The 21,088-nt window shown below is 64.5% G+C and carries 13 protein-coding genes and 1 tRNA gene; 8 read left to right on the plus strand and 6 right to left on the minus strand.

The genetic code is table 11. From position 1 onward, the window contains the following. Positions 1–17: 17 nt before the first annotated feature. Positions 18–1,244, minus strand: coding sequence for a bifunctional glutamate N-acetyltransferase/amino-acid acetyltransferase ArgJ (gene argJ / locus ABDJ38_RS03950; protein WP_346783757.1), 1,227 nt, complete (start codon positions 1,242–1,244; stop codon positions 18–20). Between the two features lie 94 nt (positions 1,245–1,338). Between argJ and ABDJ38_RS03955 the strand changes: the two genes are divergently transcribed. The 4 genes from ABDJ38_RS03955 to ABDJ38_RS03970 all read left to right on the plus strand — a co-directional run bounded on the left by ABDJ38_RS03955 (position 1,339) and on the right by ABDJ38_RS03970 (position 6,548). After that, on the plus strand, positions 1,339–1,596 hold the full coding sequence (locus ABDJ38_RS03955; protein ID WP_346783758.1) for a hypothetical protein: 258 nt from the start codon (positions 1,339–1,341) through the stop codon (positions 1,594–1,596). 96 nt (positions 1,597–1,692) lie between these two features. After that, entirely contained in the window at positions 1,693–4,440 is a 2,748-nt protein-coding gene (gene secA / locus ABDJ38_RS03960) for a preprotein translocase subunit SecA (RefSeq protein ID WP_346783759.1), read from the plus strand. Positions 4,441–4,504: 64 nt separating this feature from the next. Further along, a complete protein-coding gene (locus tag ABDJ38_RS03965; protein WP_346783760.1) occupies positions 4,505–5,368 on the plus strand; it encodes an SMP-30/gluconolactonase/LRE family protein in 864 nt (287 codons plus the stop codon). Then, positions 5,361–6,548: an MFS transporter gene (locus tag ABDJ38_RS03970; protein ID WP_346783761.1), complete on the plus strand. Its 1,188-nt coding sequence runs from the start codon at positions 5,361–5,363 to the stop codon at positions 6,546–6,548. Before ABDJ38_RS03965 ends, ABDJ38_RS03970 begins: the two co-directional genes overlap by 8 nt. Here the strand turns inward: ABDJ38_RS03970 and ABDJ38_RS03975 are convergent. From ABDJ38_RS03975 to ABDJ38_RS03985, 3 genes are all read right to left on the minus strand, one after another. Continuing rightward, entirely contained in the window at positions 6,545–9,190 is a 2,646-nt protein-coding gene (locus tag ABDJ38_RS03975; RefSeq protein ID WP_346783762.1) for a M14 family zinc carboxypeptidase, read from the minus strand. The two genes, ABDJ38_RS03970 and ABDJ38_RS03975, sit on opposite strands and share 4 nt — an antisense overlap. A 147-nt stretch (positions 9,191–9,337) precedes the next feature. Beyond that, positions 9,338–9,412: transfer RNA gene (locus tag ABDJ38_RS03980), tRNA-Asn, on the minus strand. A gap of 120 nt (positions 9,413–9,532) precedes the next feature. Continuing rightward, the gene (locus ABDJ38_RS03985) at positions 9,533–10,318 is read right to left on the minus strand and encodes an NAD kinase (RefSeq protein ID WP_346783763.1); all 786 of its coding nucleotides are present in this window, start codon (positions 10,316–10,318) and stop codon (positions 9,533–9,535) included. Between the two features lie 109 nt (positions 10,319–10,427). Between ABDJ38_RS03985 and ABDJ38_RS03990 the strand changes: the two genes are divergently transcribed. Beyond that, positions 10,428–11,729 (plus strand): EAL domain-containing protein, encoded by a 1,302-nt coding sequence (locus tag ABDJ38_RS03990; RefSeq protein ID WP_346783764.1) that lies wholly within the window; start codon positions 10,428–10,430, stop codon positions 11,727–11,729. 76 nt (positions 11,730–11,805) lie between these two features. Further along, positions 11,806–12,444: a CatB-related O-acetyltransferase gene (locus ABDJ38_RS03995; RefSeq protein ID WP_429771086.1), complete on the plus strand. Its 639-nt coding sequence runs from the start codon at positions 11,806–11,808 to the stop codon at positions 12,442–12,444. On the opposite strand, the gene mfd is transcribed toward ABDJ38_RS03995, so the two are convergent. Together mfd and ABDJ38_RS04005 are read right to left on the minus strand one after the other, a co-directional pair. Continuing rightward, a complete protein-coding gene (gene mfd / locus ABDJ38_RS04000; RefSeq protein WP_346783766.1) occupies positions 12,441–15,920 on the minus strand; it encodes a transcription-repair coupling factor in 3,480 nt (1,159 codons plus the stop codon). The two genes, ABDJ38_RS03995 and mfd, sit on opposite strands and share 4 nt — an antisense overlap. Before the next feature lie 37 nt (positions 15,921–15,957). Continuing rightward, a complete protein-coding gene (locus ABDJ38_RS04005) occupies positions 15,958–16,227 on the minus strand; it encodes an FAD assembly factor SdhE (protein WP_346783767.1) in 270 nt (89 codons plus the stop codon). Between the two features lie 48 nt (positions 16,228–16,275). On the opposite strand from ABDJ38_RS04005, the gene recG reads away from it, so the two are divergent. Then, on the plus strand, positions 16,276–18,345 hold the full coding sequence (gene recG / locus ABDJ38_RS04010) for an ATP-dependent DNA helicase RecG (RefSeq protein WP_346783768.1): 2,070 nt from the start codon (positions 16,276–16,278) through the stop codon (positions 18,343–18,345). Positions 18,346–18,509: 164 nt separating this feature from the next. Beyond that, positions 18,510–20,963 carry a TonB-dependent receptor gene (locus tag ABDJ38_RS04015; RefSeq protein ID WP_346783769.1) on the plus strand — a complete coding sequence of 818 codons (2,454 nt, stop codon included), beginning with the start codon at positions 18,510–18,512 and terminating at the stop codon, positions 20,961–20,963. Positions 20,964–21,088: the final 125 nt, after the last annotated feature.

Consider the following 21,088-nt stretch of genomic DNA (forward strand, 5'->3'; position numbering starts at 1 on the left):
TGAACGGGAGGGAGGTATCAGGAGCGGTAATCGGCATTGATGCTGATGTAACCGTGGGTGAGATCGCAGGTCCATACCGTCGCGCTGCCTTCGCCGAGGCCGAGATCGACGGTCAGGTCCACCTCGTCGCCCTTCAGGTGCTCGGCAACCGGGGCTTCGTCGTAGTCGGGCAGGGGCAGGCCGTCCTTCGCCGCCCAGGCCCCGCCGAACGCAATCCCGAGCTTGTCGCGGTCCGCCGGTTCGCCCGCCTTGCCGACCGCCATCACCACGCGGCCCCAGTTGGCATCTCCGCCCGCAATGGCCGTCTTCACCAGCGGCGAGTTGGCGATCGCGAGCCCGACCTTGCGCGCGCTATCGTCCGACACTGCGCCTTGCACGGTCACGGCGATAAACTTGCTGGCCCCTTCGCCGTCGCGCACTACCAGATGGGCGAGCTGGCGGCAGACATCGTGCAGCGCTGCAGCAAAGGCGTCGGCCCCGGCGTCGTCGACATGCGCGAGCGGCACATTGTCTGCCTTGCCGGTGGCAAAGGCGAGCACGGTGTCGCTGGTCGAGGTGTCGCTGTCGACGGTGATGCAGTTGAATGTCGCATCGCTGGCGGCAGAGAGACAGGCCTGCAGGAAGGCCGGTTCGACCGCCGCGTCGGTGAAAATGTAGCCGAGCATCGTCGCCATATCGGGCGCGATCATGCCCGAGCCTTTGATAATCCCGTTGATCGTGACCTTGGTCTCGCCGATCATCGCCGTGGCGCTGGCGCCCTTGGCGAAGGTATCGGTGGTACCGATTGTGTTGGTGGCCTCTTCGAACGAGCAGGGCTCGGCGGTAAGCGCGGCGGCGACGCCCGCTTCGGCCTTGTCCTTGGGCAGTGGCACGCCAATCACGCCGGTCGAGGAAACCAGCACCTCGGCGGGCTCGCAGCCCAGGTGAGCGGCGACCTGCGCCATGATCTGTTCGACCGCGTCACGCCCGCGATAGCCGGTGAAGGCGTTCGAATTGCCCGCGTTGACGACCAGTGCCCGGGCATGGCCGAGCTTCACCTGCTCGCGCCCCAGCTCGACCTCGGATGAACAGCAGACATTGCGCGTGAACACGCCCGCGACCGAAGTGCCTTCGGCGAGTTCGGCATAAGTGAGGTCGCAGCGGTCCCAAGTCTTGTACTGCGCGCGGGCCACACGCAGCGTGACGCCGGCGATGGGCTCCATGGCGGGGAAGGGCTTGGCGAGCGGGGAGGTGGCGATGTCCATGCGAGGCCCGATAGGCGCTTGGCGCGCGCTGGGCAATCAGGTGCGAAGCGCGTTGGCATAGACAAGCGCGAATAGATCGCTATCTGGGCCTGTGATGCTTCGCCGTCTTTTGACCCTGCTTGCCGTGATGTCGGGCTTTGCGCTTGTCGCAGAGCCTGCGCGTGCGGTGGAAGCAGGCGTCGTCTCGATGGCCGAAGCGGCGGATAGCGGCGACTGTTCGACCATCGTAGCAGCACCGCTCGAACTTTCTGGCCGCATTGCCGTTGCGCCCACGCGTCGCCCCTGTGGCGAACGCCCGGTGGTGGTGTGGAGCCCCACGGTCCAGCTTCAGGCAGACCGCGCGCTGGAATAGCGCCCCTGCGCTTCGGCGCGCCCTTCATCGCACCCGTTTTCCGCCGCGCCTCTTGCACGCGCGGCTCCTCCATATTCACAGTCAGGAATCCCCCGCATGTGGCAGTCTATCGCCAAGTCCCTGTTCGGCTCCTCCAACGACCGGTACATCAAGTCGCTCGAAAAAATTGTCGCGCGGATCAACGGCCTTGAAGACCAGCTGGCTGACTTCTCCGACGACGAATTGCGCGCCCAGACGGCCAAGTTCCGCCAGAAACTCGAAGAGGGGCAGTCGCTCGACGACCTGATGCCCGAGGCCTTCGCCACCGTGCGCGAGGCGTCCAAGCGTGTTTACGGGATGCGCCATTTCGATGTGCAGCTGATCGGCGGCATCGTGCTCCACCGCGGCCAGATTGCCGAGATGAAGACCGGCGAAGGCAAGACGCTGATGGCGACGCTCGCCGTCTATCTCAACGCCATCGAGGGCAAGGGCGTCCACGTCGTCACCGTCAACGACTACCTCGCTCGCCGCGACGCTGAGGAGATGGGCAAGCTTTACGCCTTCCTCGGGCTGACCGTGGGCGTAATCGTGCCCAACCTGCCCGAACATGCGCGGCGCGACGCCTATGCCGCCGATATCACCTACTCGACCAACAACGAGCTGGGCTTCGACTACCTGCGCGACAACATGAAGCATTCGCGCAGCCAGATGGTGCAGCGGCCCTTCAACTTCGCCATCGTCGACGAGGTCGATTCGATCCTGATCGACGAGGCGCGCACCCCGCTTATCATCTCGGGGCAGACCGAGGACAAGTCCGAGCTCTACATGTCGATCGACGCCGTGGTGAAGGAGCTCGAAGAAGAGTATTACGAGACCGACGAGAAGGCGCGCAATGTCCAGCTGACCGAGGACGGCGTCGAGATCATGGAGCAGCGCCTGATCGCCGCCGGGCTGCTGGCGACCGATAACCTCTACGACGTCGAGAACACGCAGGTTGTGCATCATCTCGACCAGGCCCTGCGTGCCGTGAAGATGTTCAAGAAGGACACCGACTACATCGTCAAGGATGGCAAGGTCGTCATCATCGACGAATTCACCGGGCGCATGATGGACGGGCGCCGCTGGTCGAACGGCCTGCACCAGGCGGTCGAGGCGAAGGAGGGCGTGGAAATCCAGCCCGAGAACCAGACCATGGCCTCGATCACCTTCCAGAACTACTTCCGCATGTACCCGAAGCTTTCGGGCATGACCGGCACCGCCGCCACCGAGGCGGCTGAGTTCTTCGACATCTACAAGCTCGATGTTGCCGAGATCCCGACCAATCTGCCCATCGCGCGCATTGACGATGATGACCAGTTCTACAAGAACACGCTCGACAAGTTTGCTGCCATCGCCAAGGCGATCAAGGAGAAGCAGGAGATCGGCCAGCCCGTGCTGGTCGGTACGGTCTCGATCGAGAAGAGCGAATTGCTCAGCCAGTTCCTCGACAAGGAAGCCGTCAAGCACAGCGTTCTGAACGCCCGCATGCACGAGCAGGAAGCACGTATCGTAGCTCAGGCGGGCCGTTTCGGCACTGTCACCATCGCCACCAACATGGCTGGGCGCGGCACCGACATCCAGCTCGGCGGCAACCTCGATTTCCGCATCGGCGATGAGCTGAGCGAGATGGAAGACGGCCCCGAGAAGGACGCCGCCATCGAGCGCATCAAGGAAGAGATCGCCGCCGAAAAGGCGCGTGTGATTGAGGCGGGCGGCCTGTTCGTGCTCGGCACCGAGCGCCACGAAAGCCGCCGCATCGACAACCAGCTGCGCGGCCGTTCGGGCCGTCAGGGCGATCCGGGCCTGTCGCGTTTCTACCTCTGCCTGGAGGACGACCTGCTGCGCATCTTCGGGCCGGACACGCTATTCTCCAAGATGATGAATTCGAACCTCGAAGATGGCGAGGCGATCGGCTCGAAGTGGCTCTCGAAGGCCATCGAAACCGCGCAGAAGAAGGTTGAGGCGCGCAACTACGAAATGCGCAAGCAGGTCGTACAGTACGACGACGTGATGAACGACCAGCGCACGGTGGTTTACGAGCAGCGCGCCGAGATCATGGACTCCGAGAAGGTCGATGACGTGGTTGAGGAAATGCGCCGCGATGCGATCAATGCCATCGTTTCGTCTGCTTGCCCGCCCGGCTCCTATCCCGAGCAGTGGGATATGGAAACGCTCAAGGCCAAGGTTGAGGACGTGATGGGCGAAACGCCCCCGTTCGACGATTGGCTGGAAGAGGAGCAGGTCGATCCCGAACTGATCGAAGAACGCTTGCAGGCGATTGCCGAGGAGAAGCTCGTCGGGCGCGTGGCGCAATTCGACGAAGACGTGTGGCGCGCCAATGAGAAGGGCATTCTGCTCGAACGGCTCGACCACCACTGGAAGGAGCATCTCGCCACGCTCGACGCGCTACGCCAGGTGGTGTTCCTGCGCGCCTATGCCCAGAAGCAGCCGATCAATGAGTACAAGCAGGAAGCCTTCGGCCTGTTCGAATCCATGCTCGATACGCTGCGCGAGGATGTGACCCGTGTGCTGCTGACCGCGCATTTCCGCGTTGCGCAGCCGACCCCGCAGGCGCCGCTGCCCGACCTGCCCGATTTCCTTACCGGCCACATCGACCCGCTCTCGGGCGAGGACAATTCGAACGATGGCGACGGTTCGGCCCGGTTTGCGCCGCTGTTCGGCTCGCTGGCCGGATCGCCGGTGGCAGGTGTCGGCCCCGGCGGCGCGGAGAGGAACGATCCTTACAAGGACCAGAACGTCAACCGCAATGCGCCATGCCCGTGCGGTTCGGGCAGCAAATACAAGCACTGTCACGGCGCGGTCTGAGCGGCAGAGCCCTTGTCATAATCGTAACGCTCGTTAGTAACCTCTCGTGAGAGAGGAGAGGGCGATGCGAATTTCGAGGTTGGACTTGCCGCGCTGTCAGGTCGGCGAGGGGCCGGTGTGGGACGTGGCCGAGCAGGCTTTGTTCTATATCGACATCCTCGCGCAGAAGGTGTTCCGGTGGGATCCGATTACGGGCGACCATGCGCAGTGGGACGTGCCCGACATGATCGGCTCGATGGCTTTGCGCGAAGAGGGCGGGGCCATCATCGCTCTGGTCAACGGCGTTCATAGCCTCGACTTTTCCACCGGCGCGGTCGAGCCGCTGGCATTGATGGAGCCGGCCGATCCGGCGATCCAGCTCGCCGATGGCAAGGTCGATCGTAAGGGGCGCTTCATCTTCGGCACCAGCCACCGCAAGGCGAGCGAGCCTGTGGGCGGTCTCTTCGCGCTTGATAAGGGCACGATCCGTCAGCTCGACAGCGGGCTGATCCTCGGCAACGGCCCCTGCTGGTCGCCCGATGGCGCGACGCTCTATCACGCCGACAGCATGGCGCACCTGATCTATGCCTACGACTACGACATGGAGAACGGTACCGCCTCCAACCGGCGCGCGTTCTTCAACACCAGCGACTATGGCCCGATCCCCGATGGCTGCACGGTCTCTGCCGATGGCGACCTGTGGACCGCGATCTGCGAGGGCGGGGTGTTGCTGCGGATATCGCCAGAAGGCGAGGTCAAGCAGGTGATCGAAATGCCCACGAAACTCCCCGCAAGCTGCATGTTCTTCGGCGAGAAGTTGGACCGGCTGTTCGTGCCCAGCATCGACCCTTCGTTCCTAGGGCGCGAGCCGGGCGAGGGCGACGGGTGGAACTATGTGATCGACGACCTCGATGCCACCGGCCTTTCGGAGCCGCGTTATCATGGATAAACGACTTCCCCCGCTGTTGGTCGCGGTGTTCATCAACATCGCCGGGTTCAGCTTGATCCTGCCTCTGCTGCCGTTTTATGGGCAAGTGTTTTCGGCCAGCTCGTTCGAGATCGCGTTGCTGTTCGCGGCCTATTCGTTCGGTAACGTTTTCGGCGAGATACACTGGGGCCGCCAGTCCGATAGTTGGGGTCGGCGCAAGGTGTTTTATATCACCACCTTCATCGCCGGGCTGACCTACATCGCCTTTGCCTTTGCGCCAAACCTGTGGGCCGCGATCGCTATCCGCATCGTCAGCGGGTTCTTCTCGGGCACACTCAGCGTTGCGCAGGGTTTTATCGCCGACGTTTCCCCGCCAGAGCGACGGGCCAAGACAATGGGCTATTTCGGCGCGGCCTTCTCGCTTGGCTTTGCCTTCGGGCCGGTGCTGGGTGGCCTGTTCGCGGGCGAGGAAGTCGCGGCGCATAGCTTCTACGCACCCATCCTTATCGCCGGGGCGCTGTCGATCATGGCGAGCATCTGGTGCTTTATCGTGCTGCGCGATGCGGTCGAGCCGTCGGGCAAGGGCCGCCCGCTGCCCAAGTACTCTGAGGCTTTCGCCTTCGTTTCGTCCGAGCCGCTGTTGTCGCGGCTGTTTGTGATCTCGTTCTTCGGCATTGCCGCCTTCGCCTCGATGGAGGCGATCTATGGCCTGTGGAGCGAGGCCAACTTCGGGTGGAGCGCGAAGGACCTGGGCTGGGCCTTCCTCGCCATTGGCGGCGGCGGGCTGTTCGCACAGCTGGTGCTGATCGGGCCGCTGGTGGCCCGCTTCGGCGAGGCGCGGGTGATCCTGATCGGGCTCGCCTGCCTCGTGCTGGCCATGCTGCTTCAGCCGATTATCCGCACGCCCTTCACCGGGGTGGCGCTGATGGGTTTGCTGATGACCGGGCACAGCCTCGCTTTTCCCTCGGCCGGTGCACTGCTCAGCCGCAACACCCCGCCAGAGCGGCAGGGCAGCACGATGGGGCTGCTGATGGCCTCGAACGCGATAGGGCGTATCATCGCCCCACCAGCCTTCGGCGCCTTGTTTGCGCTTGGCATGGACCTGCCGTGGTATGCAGGTGCGGCGATGATCGCGCTGGCGGCAGTTATCGCATTGCAGGCGGTGCGCCTGCTCGATGCAAAGCGCGCGGCGGCGGCCTAGCGGTAGCGCGCGGGCGCTTGGAGCACGGCGTTGGCGATCAGCAGGTCGAGCCCGTCGAGATAGCCGCGTGTCGACGGGTCCTGAGCGAAGCCGACCACCAGTCCGTCGCCATGCTCTTGCGCCATGAGGTAAGGCTTGAAGGCCATCTGGCGGCGGTTTTCGTCCCAGATGTAGCCACTAGCGAGCAGCTCGTCGGGCGCGGCATAGCGTACGGCATTGGTTCCCGTTCCGCGCGCAAGCGGGGTGAAGATCAGGTTGCCAGCGGCATTGACCACCGGCCCTGCCTCATAGCCTGCCGAGAGGATCGTATCGGGATCGATGGCGGTGTTGAGCAGCGCGCCGGGAAGCACGTCGGGCAAGGCGTCGGGGTCGCCGATGAGGCTGCGATATTCGGCCAGGCTGGCGATATCGGTGCCCGGTGCAACGGGGCCTTCGCCCGTTATCTTCGCCTTGGCGTTCCGCGCCGACGCGGCGCCTTCCGGCTTGGTCTCCAGCAGTGTCTCTTCGCCTCGGTTCAGGTCCATGATGGAGCGTCCGATGGCGACCAGCACGCCGCCGTCTTCGGCGAAGCTAGCGAGCGAGGCAAGGCCACCGGACCCGAGCGCACGGGCAGGGCTCCCATCTGGCACCAGCAGCACATCGTAGCGGCCCAGGTCGGCCTCACCCACCTTGCCGGTGCGGATCGGCGCGACTGGCATTCCAAGCCTTTGCTCGATCACATAGCGCAGCGCCCCGGCCGAAAGCGGCGACACGCCATCGTCCCACAGCATCGCGATGCGCGGAGCAGTGAGCATGGCAACATCGTCGCTGCCCAGGTTGGGACCGCGGTCGACCCAGCCATTCGCGAGCGCACGGGTCTGTGCGCCGATCACGCGGGCAAGAGCGTTCAGCTCGTCGAGCTTGCCCGCATTGGCCGCAGCGGTGAAGACCACCGAACCGCGCGGATAGGTTTGCCCGCCGGTCGAGAAGGCCTCGGCGCTGGAGCGACCGATGAGCCCGGCGCGCAAGGCCTCGGCAACCAGCCGCGCCTGTCCGCTGTCGCTCCAGGGCACGACCAGGCCGAAGGCGCCGGGCGGCTCGGTACGGTCGGGCAGAGGCGTGTCGGCGGCAAGCGTGCTGCCACCATCCGCGCTGGCGCAGAGCGAGACATCGACCCCAGACATCAACCCGAGCGACCACGCGGTCGAATCGTAAAGCTCGTGCGGCAAGTCTCGGCTGCGGCGATCCTCCTGCTCCGCGATGAAGAAGGTGGGCAGGTCGGTCTGCTCGTCGAGCAGCGAGCGCACCAGTCGCCCGGTGCCCTGTTCGCGCGGCACGGCGAGGTAGCCTTGCGGATAGCTCTTGCCGCAGGCGCTGGCCGGGCCGCTCACCTGTCGCACGGCAATGCCTTGCAACGCTAGCCGGCGACCGAGTTGTTCGGCGTTCCAGTAGCGCGAAGCGAGGTTGATCACATAGCTGCCGCGCCCGGCTTCGCCGGTGGCGGCGCTGCGTCGATAGGCGGCGTAGTCCGTCAGGAAGCGGCGCGCGTTGGTGGCGACCGTGTAGGCCGTGGCGAGCGTAGTGGTGAAGTGGTTGCGCACCCCGTCGCGATAGGTGAGCAATGTGTCGTCGGGCCGCTCGTAAACGAGGCCGCGCGCGCTGGCCTGCTCGAATGTCATTCCAATCGCGCCGTTGAGCATGGGCCAGCTATCGCCATAACCGGGATAGAATGCGTCGAAGACTTCGCGGGTGTAGTAAGGCTGGCCGATGGCATCCAGCGCGGCGGCATTGTTGCGCCCGAGCAGCTCCTGCGCGGAGATCTGGCCGAGCGTGATGTTCGGATTGATGGGGTTGGCGACGGGCGGCATGAAATAGGTGCTGTCGCCGCCCATCTCGTGTGCATCGACGAAGACAACCGGCTGCCAGTCGCGCACGGCGGCGACCTTGCCGCGAGTTTCGGGCTGGGTCAGCGCGAACCAATCGCGGTTGAGGTCGAACAGGTAGTGGTTCACGCGCCCGCCCGGCCAGGGTTGATCGTGCTCGGCAGTGTCGGGATCGGCCTGCGGAACCAGCCCACGCGCCGCCACGGTGCTCTGCACGAAACGGTTGCGGCCATCGGGGTTTTGCGAGGGGTCGATGATAACGACGCTGTTGGCGAGGATCGTGTCGACCGTCGCGTCGCCCTTTGAGGCGAGCAAGTGATAGGCAAGAGCCAGCGCGGCATCGGTGGATGAAATCTCGTCGCCGTGAACGCCATAGGAAAGCCAGGTTACGGGCACGGTGCGCTCGATAATGGCGCTGGCGGCGGCGGGTGCGAGGCCGCGTGAAAGCTCGCCCATATCGGACTTGATCGCATCAATCCGCGCCATGTTGGCGGGGCTGGCGATGACCGCATAGATCAGCGGGCGGCCTTCCCAGCTCTCGGCATATTCGATCAGCCGCACCCGGCCAGGAGCCGCCGCCGCGAGCGCCTCCATATAGGTGAGCACATCGGCAGGGGCGGTGATCTCTTCGCCGGGAGCGTGACCGACGACTTGGCGTAGCTCGGGGATGTCAGGATCGAAGGTGCCGGGAAGAATTGACTGCGCGGCCAGTGGCGTGGTGGTGGCGAGCAGGCTGGCAGCGCCGAGCAGCGCGGCGCGGACAATGGTGTGGCGGATCATCAAGCTTCCCTGTCGTTTTGTAAGGGCACGATGATCGGATTGGCGGCTTTAGGCAAGCAGCCATGCACAACCTTTTGCAAAAAGGTAATACCGGCTCAGGCACGGAACCCCGCAAGGCGGGTTATCGCGCTGATATGGAATGGAAAATGGCTCCCCGAGTAGGATTCGAACCTACGGCCAAGTGATTAACAGTCACCTACTCTACCGCTGAGCTATCGGGGAGCAGCCCTCAGGCAGGTGAGGGCCTATATGGGGGCGATTCCGGTTTGGCAAGGGATGATTTCGGCTTTCGGTCGGTGCTTCGAAAAAAGTGCCGAAGGGCCGCCAGCGACGAAAAGAACCCTAGTGCGCGAATTGCTCGGAAACGATCCGTTCATCCAGGGCCTGGCCCGGATCGAACAGCATGATCATCTCCTTGTCGCGCGCGATCTCCACCTTGACCTCGGCCACGTCGCGCACTTCCTTCTGGTCTGCCACCACCGCCACGGGGCGCTTGGCCGGTTCGTTTACGCGGAAGGTGACCGTCATCCAGTCGGGCAGGATCGCGCCCGACCAGCGGCGCGGGCGGAAGGGGCTGATCGGGGTCAGCGCGAGCATCTGCGAACCCAGCGGCAGAATTGGTCCGTTGGCCGACAGGTTGTAAGCCGTCGATCCCACGGGCGTGGCCAGCAAAACGCCATCGCCCACAAGCTCGGGGATGCGCACGCGTTCGTTGACGGAGATCTCGATCTTGGCGGTCTGGCGCGTCTCGCGCAGCAGGCTGACCTCGTTAATTGCGTAGTAGCAGGTCGTCTCGCCGCTCTGGGTGGTGGCGGTCATCCTGAGCGGGGCGATGCGCATCGGTTTAGCGCGGTTGATGTGATCGCCCAGGCCGCGGGCGCCGTGCCAGCGATTCATCAAGAAGCCGACCGTGCCAAGATTCAACCCGTAAACTGGCAGCTTGCGCCCGGCGTCGAGCATGTGGTGCAGCGCGTCGAGCATCGAGCCGTCGCCGCCAAGCGCCACCACGCAGTCGGCCTCTTCCACCGGCACGAAGGCAATCTGTTCACGCAGACCGCGCGCCGCCTCGCGCGCGGGATCGGTCTGCGCATGGAGCAGCGCCAGCTTGGTGAATTCGTGGTCGGCCATGAAAAGTCCCCGCGCAAAAGCCGCGGCTGTACTATGAAGCGGCGTCCCGATTTGCAACGTAGTCAATTGCGCGCGGGCATTCTAGGCCGGTTTGGCGCAGGGGCCGACGATGGATTCTCAAGAGACCGAATGTCATGACCGGCTGACCGGAGTGCTCAATGCCCGCGCAGCCATGCAGCAGTTGGGTGACTGGCAGGCGGGGACCGATCCCGGACAGGTCGCTCCTATTCACGCCATGTTGCTGTCGCTAAAGCGCTTCTCTGCGGTGAACCTGGCTTATGGCAAGGCTTCGGGCGACCGGGCTCTGGTCGAGATAGCGGGGCGTATTTCCGCCTTCGCACGCGCCGAGTTCGACCGCGAATGGCTCGTCGCGCGCATCACGGGGAGCACCTTCCTGATTGCCGCGATGGAGGCCTCCAGCCGCGAGCGGTGGCAATGGCTGGCCGAAGAGCTTGCGCTCGACATTGCCCGGCCTCTTGCGAGTATGGAGGCCCCCGCGCCGGTTCGTTTATGGCCGCGTATGGCGCTGTTGCGCGCCGTGGCGGGAGAGAGCCCAGAGCGCATGATAACGCGGCTTGGCGAGGCGCTGGAGAGTGGGCGTCACAATCCGGGCAAGCGGTTCTGCTGGGTTGACGGGACGCGCTCGCTGCCCGATCGTAGCGCGTCGCAACTCGAAGCCGATCTTATTGCCGCGCTCGGTCGCGACGAGATCGCCATCGTCTATCAACCGCAGTTCTGCACGAAGACCGGCGCAATGGTCGGGGCCGAGGCGCTGGCCCGGTGGGAGCATCCTACCCTGGGGAGGATCGGCGCGGGCGCCATGTTGGCAATTGCCGAGCGGGCCGATCATATCGGTCAGCTCTCGCGCCATATTGTGCGCAAGGGCCTGCTCGGCGCGCGCGACTGGCCGCTCCACCTCAACATCTCGCTTAACGTCACCAGCGCGGACCTTGCGACCCGCGATTTCGCCGAAGTGCTGGCCGATGCGGCGAGCCAGGCGGGGATCGCCCCCGAACGAATTACTCTCGAGATCACCGAGCAGGCGCTGGTGATCGAACTGGATCGTTCGGCGCAACGGCTTCAGGCTCTGGCCGATCGCGGTATGCAGATCGTGCTCGACGACTTCGGCGCGGGCTTCTGCAACTTTCGTTACCTCACGATGTTGCCGTTGACGGGCCTCAAGCTCGACCGCTCGATGATCGAGAACCTGGGCGAAGACAGCCGCGATCTGGCGGTGTTGCGCGGAATAGTCGCGATGGCGCAAGCGCTCGATCTCTCTGTCGTGGCGGAGGGGGTCGAGACCGAATCTCAAAGGGCGATTGTGGGGGCAGAGGGTTGCGTAAAGTGGCAGGGATTCCTCGGTGCCCGGCCTATGTCCGCCGACGAACTGGCTTCCTTTATGGGAGACTGAGGGCTAGGAGCGCGCGCCTGTTTTCAAGTAAAGAGGTGCCGCCATGCGAAGGCTCGATGCCAGCCAGAAATACCCGATGGTCCTGCCCGACGGCACGCAGGTGAAGACGGTAGTCCACCTAAATCAGGTGATCGACCACCCGCGCATCGAGATCGGCGACTTCAGCTACTTCGGCCACCTCGAAGTGCTGGATGACTACGCGGCCTACCTCGCGCCCTATATCTATCCGCCGAGCAAGGAGAAGCTGGTGATCGGCAAGTTCTGTCAGATCGCCCACGGTGTGCGGATCATCACCAGCACCGCCAACCACGATACTTCCGGCTTCTCGACCTTCCCATTCGCCAACTTCATGATGGATTCGAGCATGGAAATGGCGGACGTGGTCAAGCTGATGGACCTGCCGGATCGCAAGGGCGACACCGTGATCGGCAACGACGTGTGGATCGGGATGAACGCGATCATCATGCCCGGAGTTACCATCGGCGACGGAGCGATCATCTCGGCCGGCGCCGTGGTGGTGAAGGACGTCGCGCCTTTCACGGTGGCAGGCGGCAACCCGGCGCGGGAAGTGAAGGCACGCTTTGATGCTGAAACCACCGCCGCGCTGCTCGATATCGCCTGGTGGGACTGGCCGCACGACCTGATCAGCGACAATTTCACCGCCATCACCGGGGCTGACATCACTGCCTTGCGCGCGGTGCGGCCGACCAACTAACCCTTCTTCGCCGCCTTGCGGGCAATCCCGCTCAGGCCCTTGGTCAGCTGGAACAGCCCGTTGAGCCTGCTTTCCGGGTTGCCCCAGGCGCGCTCGATCACGAGCTTCATGTCGGGCCGCAGGCGGGCGGTGCCTTGCAGGCGCTCGACATAGGCGAGCAGGCCGGCCGGATCGGGGAAGTCGTCATTGTGGAAGGTGACCAGGGTGCCGCGTGCGCCCACATCGATCTTGGCGATGTTGGCGCCGATGGCCTGCTGCTTCACCTCGATCAGGCGGATGAGGTTCTTGGTCGGGGCGGGCAGGTCGCCGAAACGGTCGATCATCTCGGCAGCCATGGCGTCGAGGTCGCCCTTGTTCTCGGCCTGGTTAAGGCGGCGGTAAAGCGCCATGCGCACCGCCAGATCGGGCACATAGTCTTCGGGGATCATGATCGGCGCATCGACCGTGATCTGCGGTGACAGGCCGGTGCTGTCGCGCTCCAGCCCAACCTCGCCTGCCTTGGCGGCGAGGATCGCGTCTTCGAGCATCGATTGGTACAGTTCGAAGCCGACCTCGCGGATATGGCCCGATTGCTCGTCTCCGAGCAGGTTGCCCGCACCGCGGATGTCGAGATCGTGGCTGGCGAGCTGGAAGCCCGCACCCAGCGAATCGAGATCGCTCAGCACTTTCAGGCGCTTCTCCGCCACTTCCGAAAGCGCGGTGTTCTCGGCCGTGGTGAGGTAAGCATAGGCGCGGATCTTCGCGCGGCCGACGCGCCCGCGCAGCTGGTAGAGCTGGGCAAGGCCGAAGCGGTCGGCGCGATGAATGATGATGGTGTTCGCGCTCGGAAGGTCGAGCCCGCTTTCGACAATCGTGGTCGAGAGCAGCACATCGTACTTCTTCTCATAGAACGCGCTCATGCGCTCCTCGATCTCGCTCGGCGCCATCTGGCCGTGCGCGGTGACGTACTTCACTTCCGGCACGGTGTTGTGCAACCAGTCCTCGATCTCGGGCATGTCCGATATGCGGGGGACGACGATGAAGCTCTGCCCGCCACGGTGATGTTCGCGCAGCAGGGCCTCGCGCACCACCATTTCGTCCCACTCCATCACATAGGTGCGTACCGCAAGGCGGTCGACCGGCGGGGTCTGGATGGTCGAGAGTTCGCGCAGGCCGCTCATCGCCATCTGCAAGGTGCGCGGGATTGGCGTGGCGGTCAGCGTCAACACGTGAACGTCGGCGCGCAGCTGCTTGAGCTTTTCCTTGTGATTGACGCCGAAGCGCTGCTCCTCGTCGACCAGCACGAGGCCGAGGTTCTTGAACTTGGTGTTCTTGGAGAGGATCGCGTGGGTGCCGATCACCACGTCCATCGTCCCTGCCGCCAGTGCTTCGCGGGTTTCTTTCGCCTCCTTCGCACCGACCAGACGCGAGAGGCGCCCGATGCGCAGCGGGAACCCGGCAAAGCGTTCGCAGAAATTCTGGTAGTGCTGGCGCGCAAGCAAAGTGGTGGGGGCCACCATCACCACCTGTTGCCCGGCCATGGCCGCCACAAAGGCGGCGCGCAGCGCGACCTCGGTCTTGCCGAAGCCGACATCGCCGCACACGAGCCGATCCATCGGCCTGCCGCTTTCGAGATCGCCCAGAACGTCAGCGATGGCCTGATCCTGATCCTCGGTTTCTTCCCATGGGAAGCGGTCGAGGAACTGGTTGTAGCTCGCCTCGTCCACCGCCAGCACCGGGGCCTTGCGCAAGGCGCGCTGCGCGGCGACCAGCATCAGCTCGCCCGCGATGGCGCGGATGCGCTCCTTCAGGCGGGCGCGCCGCTTCTGCCATGCTTCGCCGCCTAGTCTGTCGAGAGCCGCACCATCCTCGCTGCTGCCATAGCGGGAGAGGACGTCGATGTTCTCGACCGGGATGTAGAGCTTGTCGCCGCCGTGATACTCCAGCATCACGCAGTCGTGCTGGCTCTTGCCCACGGCAATGGGTTCGAGCCCGAGATACTTGCCGATCCCGTGATCAACGTGGACCACCAGATCACCCCGGCGCAGCGCCTGCAATTCGGCGAGGAAGGCGTCGGCGTCTTTCTTCTTCTTGCGGCGGCGCACGAGCCGGTCGCCGAGCAAGTCCTGCTCGGTGATCAGCTCGATGTCGTCGCTGGCAAAGCCGGTGTCGAGCGGCAGGACCATCGCCGCAAGCCGCCCCTTGGCCGATTGCCCCAGCGCTTCCTGCCAGCTTGCGGAGAGGGTAGCGGGGGCTCCGGCCTCTTCGAGGATCGAGACGATCCGCGCGCGCGAGCCTTGCGAATAGGCGGCCAGCAGCGGGCGCTTGCCCTGCTTGCCGAGCGCGGTGAAATGCTTGGCGGCGGCCTCATAAACGTTCTCGCCGCGTGAGCGCTCGGGCGTGAAATCGCGCGCCGAGCGGAAGCCGAAATCAAGCGACTTCGCATCTTCGGGGCGGGCGAACTGGTCGGCCACATGGGCGGGCCACTTGGCGAAGAGTCCGGCTGCTTCCTCCGGCTCCAGATAGAGCGCATCGGTGGCGAGCGGACGGTAGCTGCCCTTGGCCTGGCCTGCGACTTCGCTGCGCTGGCGGTGATAGTCGGCGATGTCCTTCAGCCGCTCTTCCATGGCGGAAACGGCGCCTGCATCCATCACCAGCACGTCGGCGGGCGAAAGGTGGTCGAACAGCGTAGCGAGCCGATCTTCGAACAGCGGCAGCCAGTGCTCCATCCCGGCAAGCCTGCGGCCTTCGCTGACCGCCTCGTAAAGCGGGTCTTGCGTGGCGGTGGCGCCGAAGCGCTCGCGGTAGCGGCTGCGGAGGCGCTTGATCGTATCGTCGTCGAGCAGCGCTTCGCTGGCGGGGAGCAGGAGGTGGTTTTCGATCACCTCGGTGGTGCGCTGGGTGCTCGGATCGAACAGGCGCAGGCTTTCCAGCTCGTCGCCGAAGAAATCGAGCCGGAGGCCTGCTTCGAGCCCGCTCGGATAGATATCGAAAATCGAGCCGCGCACAGCGAACTCGCCGGTGTCGACGACGGTATCGGTGCGCGAATAGCCCTGTCGTTGTAACAGCGCGGCGAGGCTCTCGTGCCCGATGCTAACGCCCGGCTTCAGCTCTCGCACCGCCTCGCGGATGCGGAACGGGGTGAGCACGCGTTGCAGCACGGCATTGATGGTGGTGACCAGCAACTGGGTGCCGGGTTTGCCCTGTTGCAGCCGGTAAAGCGCCGACAACCGCCGCGCGCTAACTGAGAGTGCGGGGCTCGCGCGATCGTAGGGCAGGCAGTCCCACGCGGGGAATTCGATTACTTCAAGCTCGGGCGCGAAGTATGCTGCGGCATCCGCCACAGCCCGCATCGCCGCATCGTCGGGCGCGACGAACACCGCGCGGCCCTTCGAGGCGCGCGTGAGATCGGCCAGCACCAGCGGCTGCACCCCGCGCACCAGCGAGGACAGCGTGAGCGGTGTATCCGCCGAGAGGATGCGATTGAGGTCGGGCATGGGGAGTTACTGGATCGGCTGCGGCGGGGATGGGCGCTCAGATGCGCACGTAATCCAGTTTGCGCAAGGCGGTGAATTGTTCTCCGTGGAATTCGGGTGGAGCCTCTGCGGTGCCCAGCGCCCATGACATGATGTCGACGTCTTCCTCGTCGAGCAGCTTTTCGAACCAGACCAACTGCGCTTCGTCCCAGCCTTCATGATAGGCGTCGAAGAAGCCACCGATCATGTAGTCGGCCTCGCGGGTGCCCCGGTGCCAGGCGCGGAATTTCGCGCGGGCGAGGCGGGTGGAAAGGTCTGGGGTAATCATCGCCGCGCCTCCTATCCGATGCGCGCGGCTTGGGCTAGAGCTTCATCCATGCGCCCCGAAGAGCTCAACCCTCTGTTTGCCGAGATCGATAGCCTCGATGGCATCGGCCCAAAGCTGAAGAAGCCGCTCGAACGGCTCGGGCTGGAGCGGGTGCGCGACGTGCTCTATCATCTGCCCGAACGCTTCGTGGCGCGGCGCAGCGTGGCCGATCTCGACGAGGCGCTGGTGGGCGAGCAGATCGTTGTCGCGCTGACGCCCACCGAGCATCGCGCACCGCGCAATCCGGGGCGTGGGCCATACCGCGTGCTGGCCGCCGACGCCAAGGGCAACATCTGCGCGCTGACCTATTTCGGGCGCGCCAGCTACAACGCCAAGAAGCAGCTTCCGGTGGGCGAGAAGCGCTGGGTCGCCGGGCGGCTCGACCAGTATGGCGATATGCTTCAGATCGTTCACCCCGACCACGTGACCGAGGACAGCGCGGGCGCCATGGGCCGCCTGATCGAGCCGATCTATCGCCTTGCCGAAGGGCTGACCCAACCGCGTATCGGTGCGATGGTCGAGCAGGCCTTGGCGCGAATGCCCGAGCTGGCCGAATGGATCGAACCGGGCTTGCTTTCCCGCCAAGGCTGGCCTGAGTGGGCCGAGGCGTTGAAACTCGCTCACGCGGGCGAGGCAGCCAAGGCGCGCGACCGGCTCGCCTACGACGAACTGTTCGCCAATGCGCTCGCCCTCATGCTGGTGCGGCAGAGCAACAAGGCGCGCAAGGGCCAGAGCCTTCAAGGCGACGGAACCTTGCGCGACAAGCTCGCGCTGCCGTTCCCGCTGACGGGCGCGCAGAAACGCTCGATTGCCGAGATAACCGGCGACATGGCGCAGGCGAGCCCGATGCTGCGATTGCTGCAAGGCGATGTCGGCGCGGGCAAGACGGTGGTGGCGCTGGAAGCGATGCTGGCGGCGGTCGAGGCGGGCGCGCAGGCCGCATTGCTCGCGCCGACCGAGATCCTCGTGCGCCAGCATTTCGAGACATTGCGCAAGATGGCCGCGCCCACCGGGGTGACCATCGAGCTACTGACCGGGCGCGACAAGGGCAGGGCGCGCGAGGGCATTCTGATGGGGTTGGTCGACGGTTCGGTGCAGATTCTCGTCGGCACCCACGCCATTTTCCAGCCTACGGTCAGCTACCGTAACCTCGGGCTGGTGGTGATCGACGAGCAGCACCGCTTCGGCGTTTCGCAGCGGCTGATGCTTACGCAAAAGGGCCGCGTTACCCCGCATACCCTCGCCATGACCGCAACGCCGATCCCGCGCACGCTGGTGCTGGCGCAATATGGCGAAATGGATGTCAGCCGCCTCGACGAGATGCCGCCCGGACGTCAGCCGATCGACACCCGTGTGGTGGCGCTCGACCGAATGGCCGATGTGGTCGAAGGCGTGGCACGGCATATTTCCAGCGGCCAGCAGGCCTATTGGGTTTGCCCGATGGTGCGCGATAGCGAGACCGCCAGCGATGACCTCGCCGCCGCAGAAGCCCGCTTCGCGGCACTGAAAGAGCGGTTCGGTGAGGATGTGGTGCTGGTCCACGGCCAGCTCGCGCCCGAGCAAAAAGATGCCGCCATGGCGCGTTTCGCGGCAGGCGAGGCCAAGCTGCTGGTTGCGACGACGGTGATCGAGGTCGGGGTCGATGTGCCCAGTTCCACCCTGATGGTGATCGAGCAGGCCGAGCGGTTCGGCCTTGCCCAGCTCCACCAGCTGCGCGGACGGGTAGGGCGCGGATCGGAGAAATCGGTCTGTCTCCTCTTGCGCAGCAGCGAGCTTTCCGAAGTGGGCAAGCAGCGCCTTGCCCTGATGCGCGAGAGCCAGGACGGGTTCTATCTCGCCGAACAGGATCTGGAGCTGCGTGGTGGCGGCGAACTGCTCGGCACGCGCCAGAGCGGCGAGGACGGGTTCTCTATCGCCAGCCTCGAACAGGTTCAGAAGTATGGCGAAATGGCCAACGATGACGCGCGCCTGCTGGTCGAGCGTGATGGCGGGCTCGACGGGCCACGCGGACAGGCCGCGCGTACCTTGCTCTATCTGCTGGAGCGCGATTGGGGTGTGCAAATGCTCCGAGGCGGCTGATCGACAGCCATCGGGTAACAGTGTGGCGTCAATGCAACACTGCTGTTGAATCTGCGCCTCAACGCGGCGTCGTATTGTATTATCTTTGCGCCATATCAAATGCACCGCGAGCGAACTTTGCCAGCTGCCGCTGTGCAATTAGAGTTTGAGGAAGAGGAACTTCGATGACACCCAGGAATTTCGCCCGCGTCGCCAGTCTTGGCACCGCGTCTCTCGTCGCACTGGCCGTTGCCGCACCGGCTCTGGCGCAGGATGCCGGGCAAGCCGACGATGACATGATCATCGTGACCGCGAACAAGCGCGCGCAGGATATGCAGGACGTATCGGTGGCGGTCTCCGCCGTTGGTGGCGAACTGCTCGCCGATCGCGGCATTTCAAACCTGGCCGACATCCAGTCGGCCGTGCCGTCGGTCACCTTCGGCAACGACTTCAACCAGGCCAAGGTCTTCATCCGCGGTGTGGGCGCCAACACCTCGACCACCGGGTCGAGCACCGGCGTCGCCATGCACGTCGATGGCGCTTATGTCGCTCGCGCCGAAGCGCAGCTGACCTCGATGTTCGACCTTGAGCGCGTTGAAGTGCTGCGCGGCCCGCAGGGCAGCCTCTATGGTCGCAACGCGGTTGGCGGTTCGATCAACCTCATCACCCGCAAGCCGACCGACTACCTGACGGTCGATGCCCAGTTCACGCTCGGCAACTATGAAACAAAGTCGGCGGAAGTCGGCATTGGTGGCCCGATCACCGATGGCGTGATGTTCCGTCTGGCGGGCCGCGTAGATGAGCGCGCCGGTTACGGCGTCGATCCGGTCAATGGCTGGGACGTCGATGACAACTCGCGCCAGATGGTTCGCGGCCAGCTGCTGTTCGACTTCGATCAGGGGTGGGACCTGCTGCTGTCGGCAGAGTATTACGGCCAGCACGACAACTCGGGTGCGGTGCACTATTCGGCTCCGGCCTTCCCCGGTGTTGCGCGCCTTGCCCCTATCGGAGCCGGCGGCTTCGCCACCGACCCGCGCGATCTCTCGAGCGACGAACCGCCCTCGGTCGACACCGAGACCTACAGCTTCACCGCGAACCTCGGCATCGACCTGAACGAGAACCTGCGGCTGACCAACCTTGCCAACTATCGCAAGTTTGACACCCAGCTGATCCAGGATCTCGACATTTCGGCGGTCGTGAACCGGTTGCCGCAGGCGACCACGGTGCAGACCCGCACGATCGATGCCGAGCAGTTCTCGAACGAACTGCAACTCGCGATCGATACCGATTTCGTCACTGGTGTGGCTGGCCTCTACTACTTCAACGAGCGTCAGAAGCCGCGCGATCAGGTCGGGCTTTCAAGCACGACCGGTATGCAGAGCAACATCACCACGCTCGCCACCCGCCCGGTGGTGATCGACGGTACGCCCGCTCCGGTCGGTTCGATCTCGCTGGCCGAATCGCTCGACATGTGCGCGTTCCAGGCTGGCGCTGCGCCCAACCGCGTGTGCCTGCGCTCGAACCTCGGAACCGAGGCCTATGCCGCCTTTGGTCAGCTGAACTTCGACATGGCCAAGTTCGGCCTGGATGGCGTCTCGATCAAGGTCGGAGGTCGCTGGAGCCATGAAGAGGTCGACAGCCGCAACCCGTCGATCATCATGACGGCCAACGCCAACCCGGCGGTGTCGACTATTCTCGTCAACACCAACGAGGGCACCTTCACTGAGCGGACCTTCGAGGACTTCACCCCGGAACTCGGCATCAGCTGGGAGCCGAACTCGGACATGCTGTTCTACTACACCTATTCCGAGGGCTTCAAGGCTGGCTCGGGTGAGAACGCTGCCGGTTCGACTACCATCGTCGACCCCGAGAGCGTGGTGAACCACGAAATCGGCGCCAAGCTGCAGCTGTTCGACCGGATGCTGACGCTGAACCTTGCGGGCTACACCTACGAACTGACGGGTCTGCAGATCAACAAGACCGTGGGTGGCGGCCCCGCCGGCTTCACCACGATCTTCGAGAACGCGGCCGAAACCAGCGCGACCGGATTCGAGGCCGACTTCGTGTTCTCGCCGGTGGATGTGTTCCGCCTTTCGGGTGGCCTGAGCTACACCGACAGCAAGTACGACGATTTCGTCACGCTTGATCCGCTTGATCCGGTTAACGTGTCGCAGCCCGGCCAGCCGGCCTATGACCCGGTGACCAACCCGAGCCCGACCGCCTTTGGCGGGCCGTGCCCGGCGGATTCGCTTGACGACTTTGGCCCCTGCCGCATCCAGCTGGCTGGCAACCCGACGCGCAACACGCCCGAATGGTCGTACAACCTGCGCGCCGAGCTTGATGCCTCGCAGGATCTGCTGGGCGGCACGCTCACCCTTGCGGGTGACATGTATGGTCGTTCGGACGTGTTCTTCACCGAGTTCAACCGCTTGGTGGAAGGCTCGGAGGCCTACACGATGTTCGACGCATCGCTGCGCTGGGAGGACAACAACGGCGGCCTCTATGCGCTCGCCTATGTCCGCAACATCGGCGACACGCTACGTCGTTCGAGCACCTTCGCGCTGTCGACCGGCCGCGTGATCGGCGCGACCTACTTGCCGCCGCGCACCTATGGCCTGACGCTGGGCTATCGGTACTAAGCAAGCGGCCGGGGCGGGCAACCAGCCCGACGCAAAACGAAAAGGCGCTCCCTCACGGGGGGCGCCTTTTTCGCGTGTGGGGGCTGGCCTTTCGCGACACTCCCTTGCGAGCAGTGCCCCGCCAC

Origin of the sequence: Aurantiacibacter flavus, from assembly GCF_039710615.1 — a bacterium.
In the GTDB taxonomy this organism is placed as follows: Bacteria; Pseudomonadota; Alphaproteobacteria; order Sphingomonadales; family Sphingomonadaceae; genus Alteraurantiacibacter; species Alteraurantiacibacter flavus.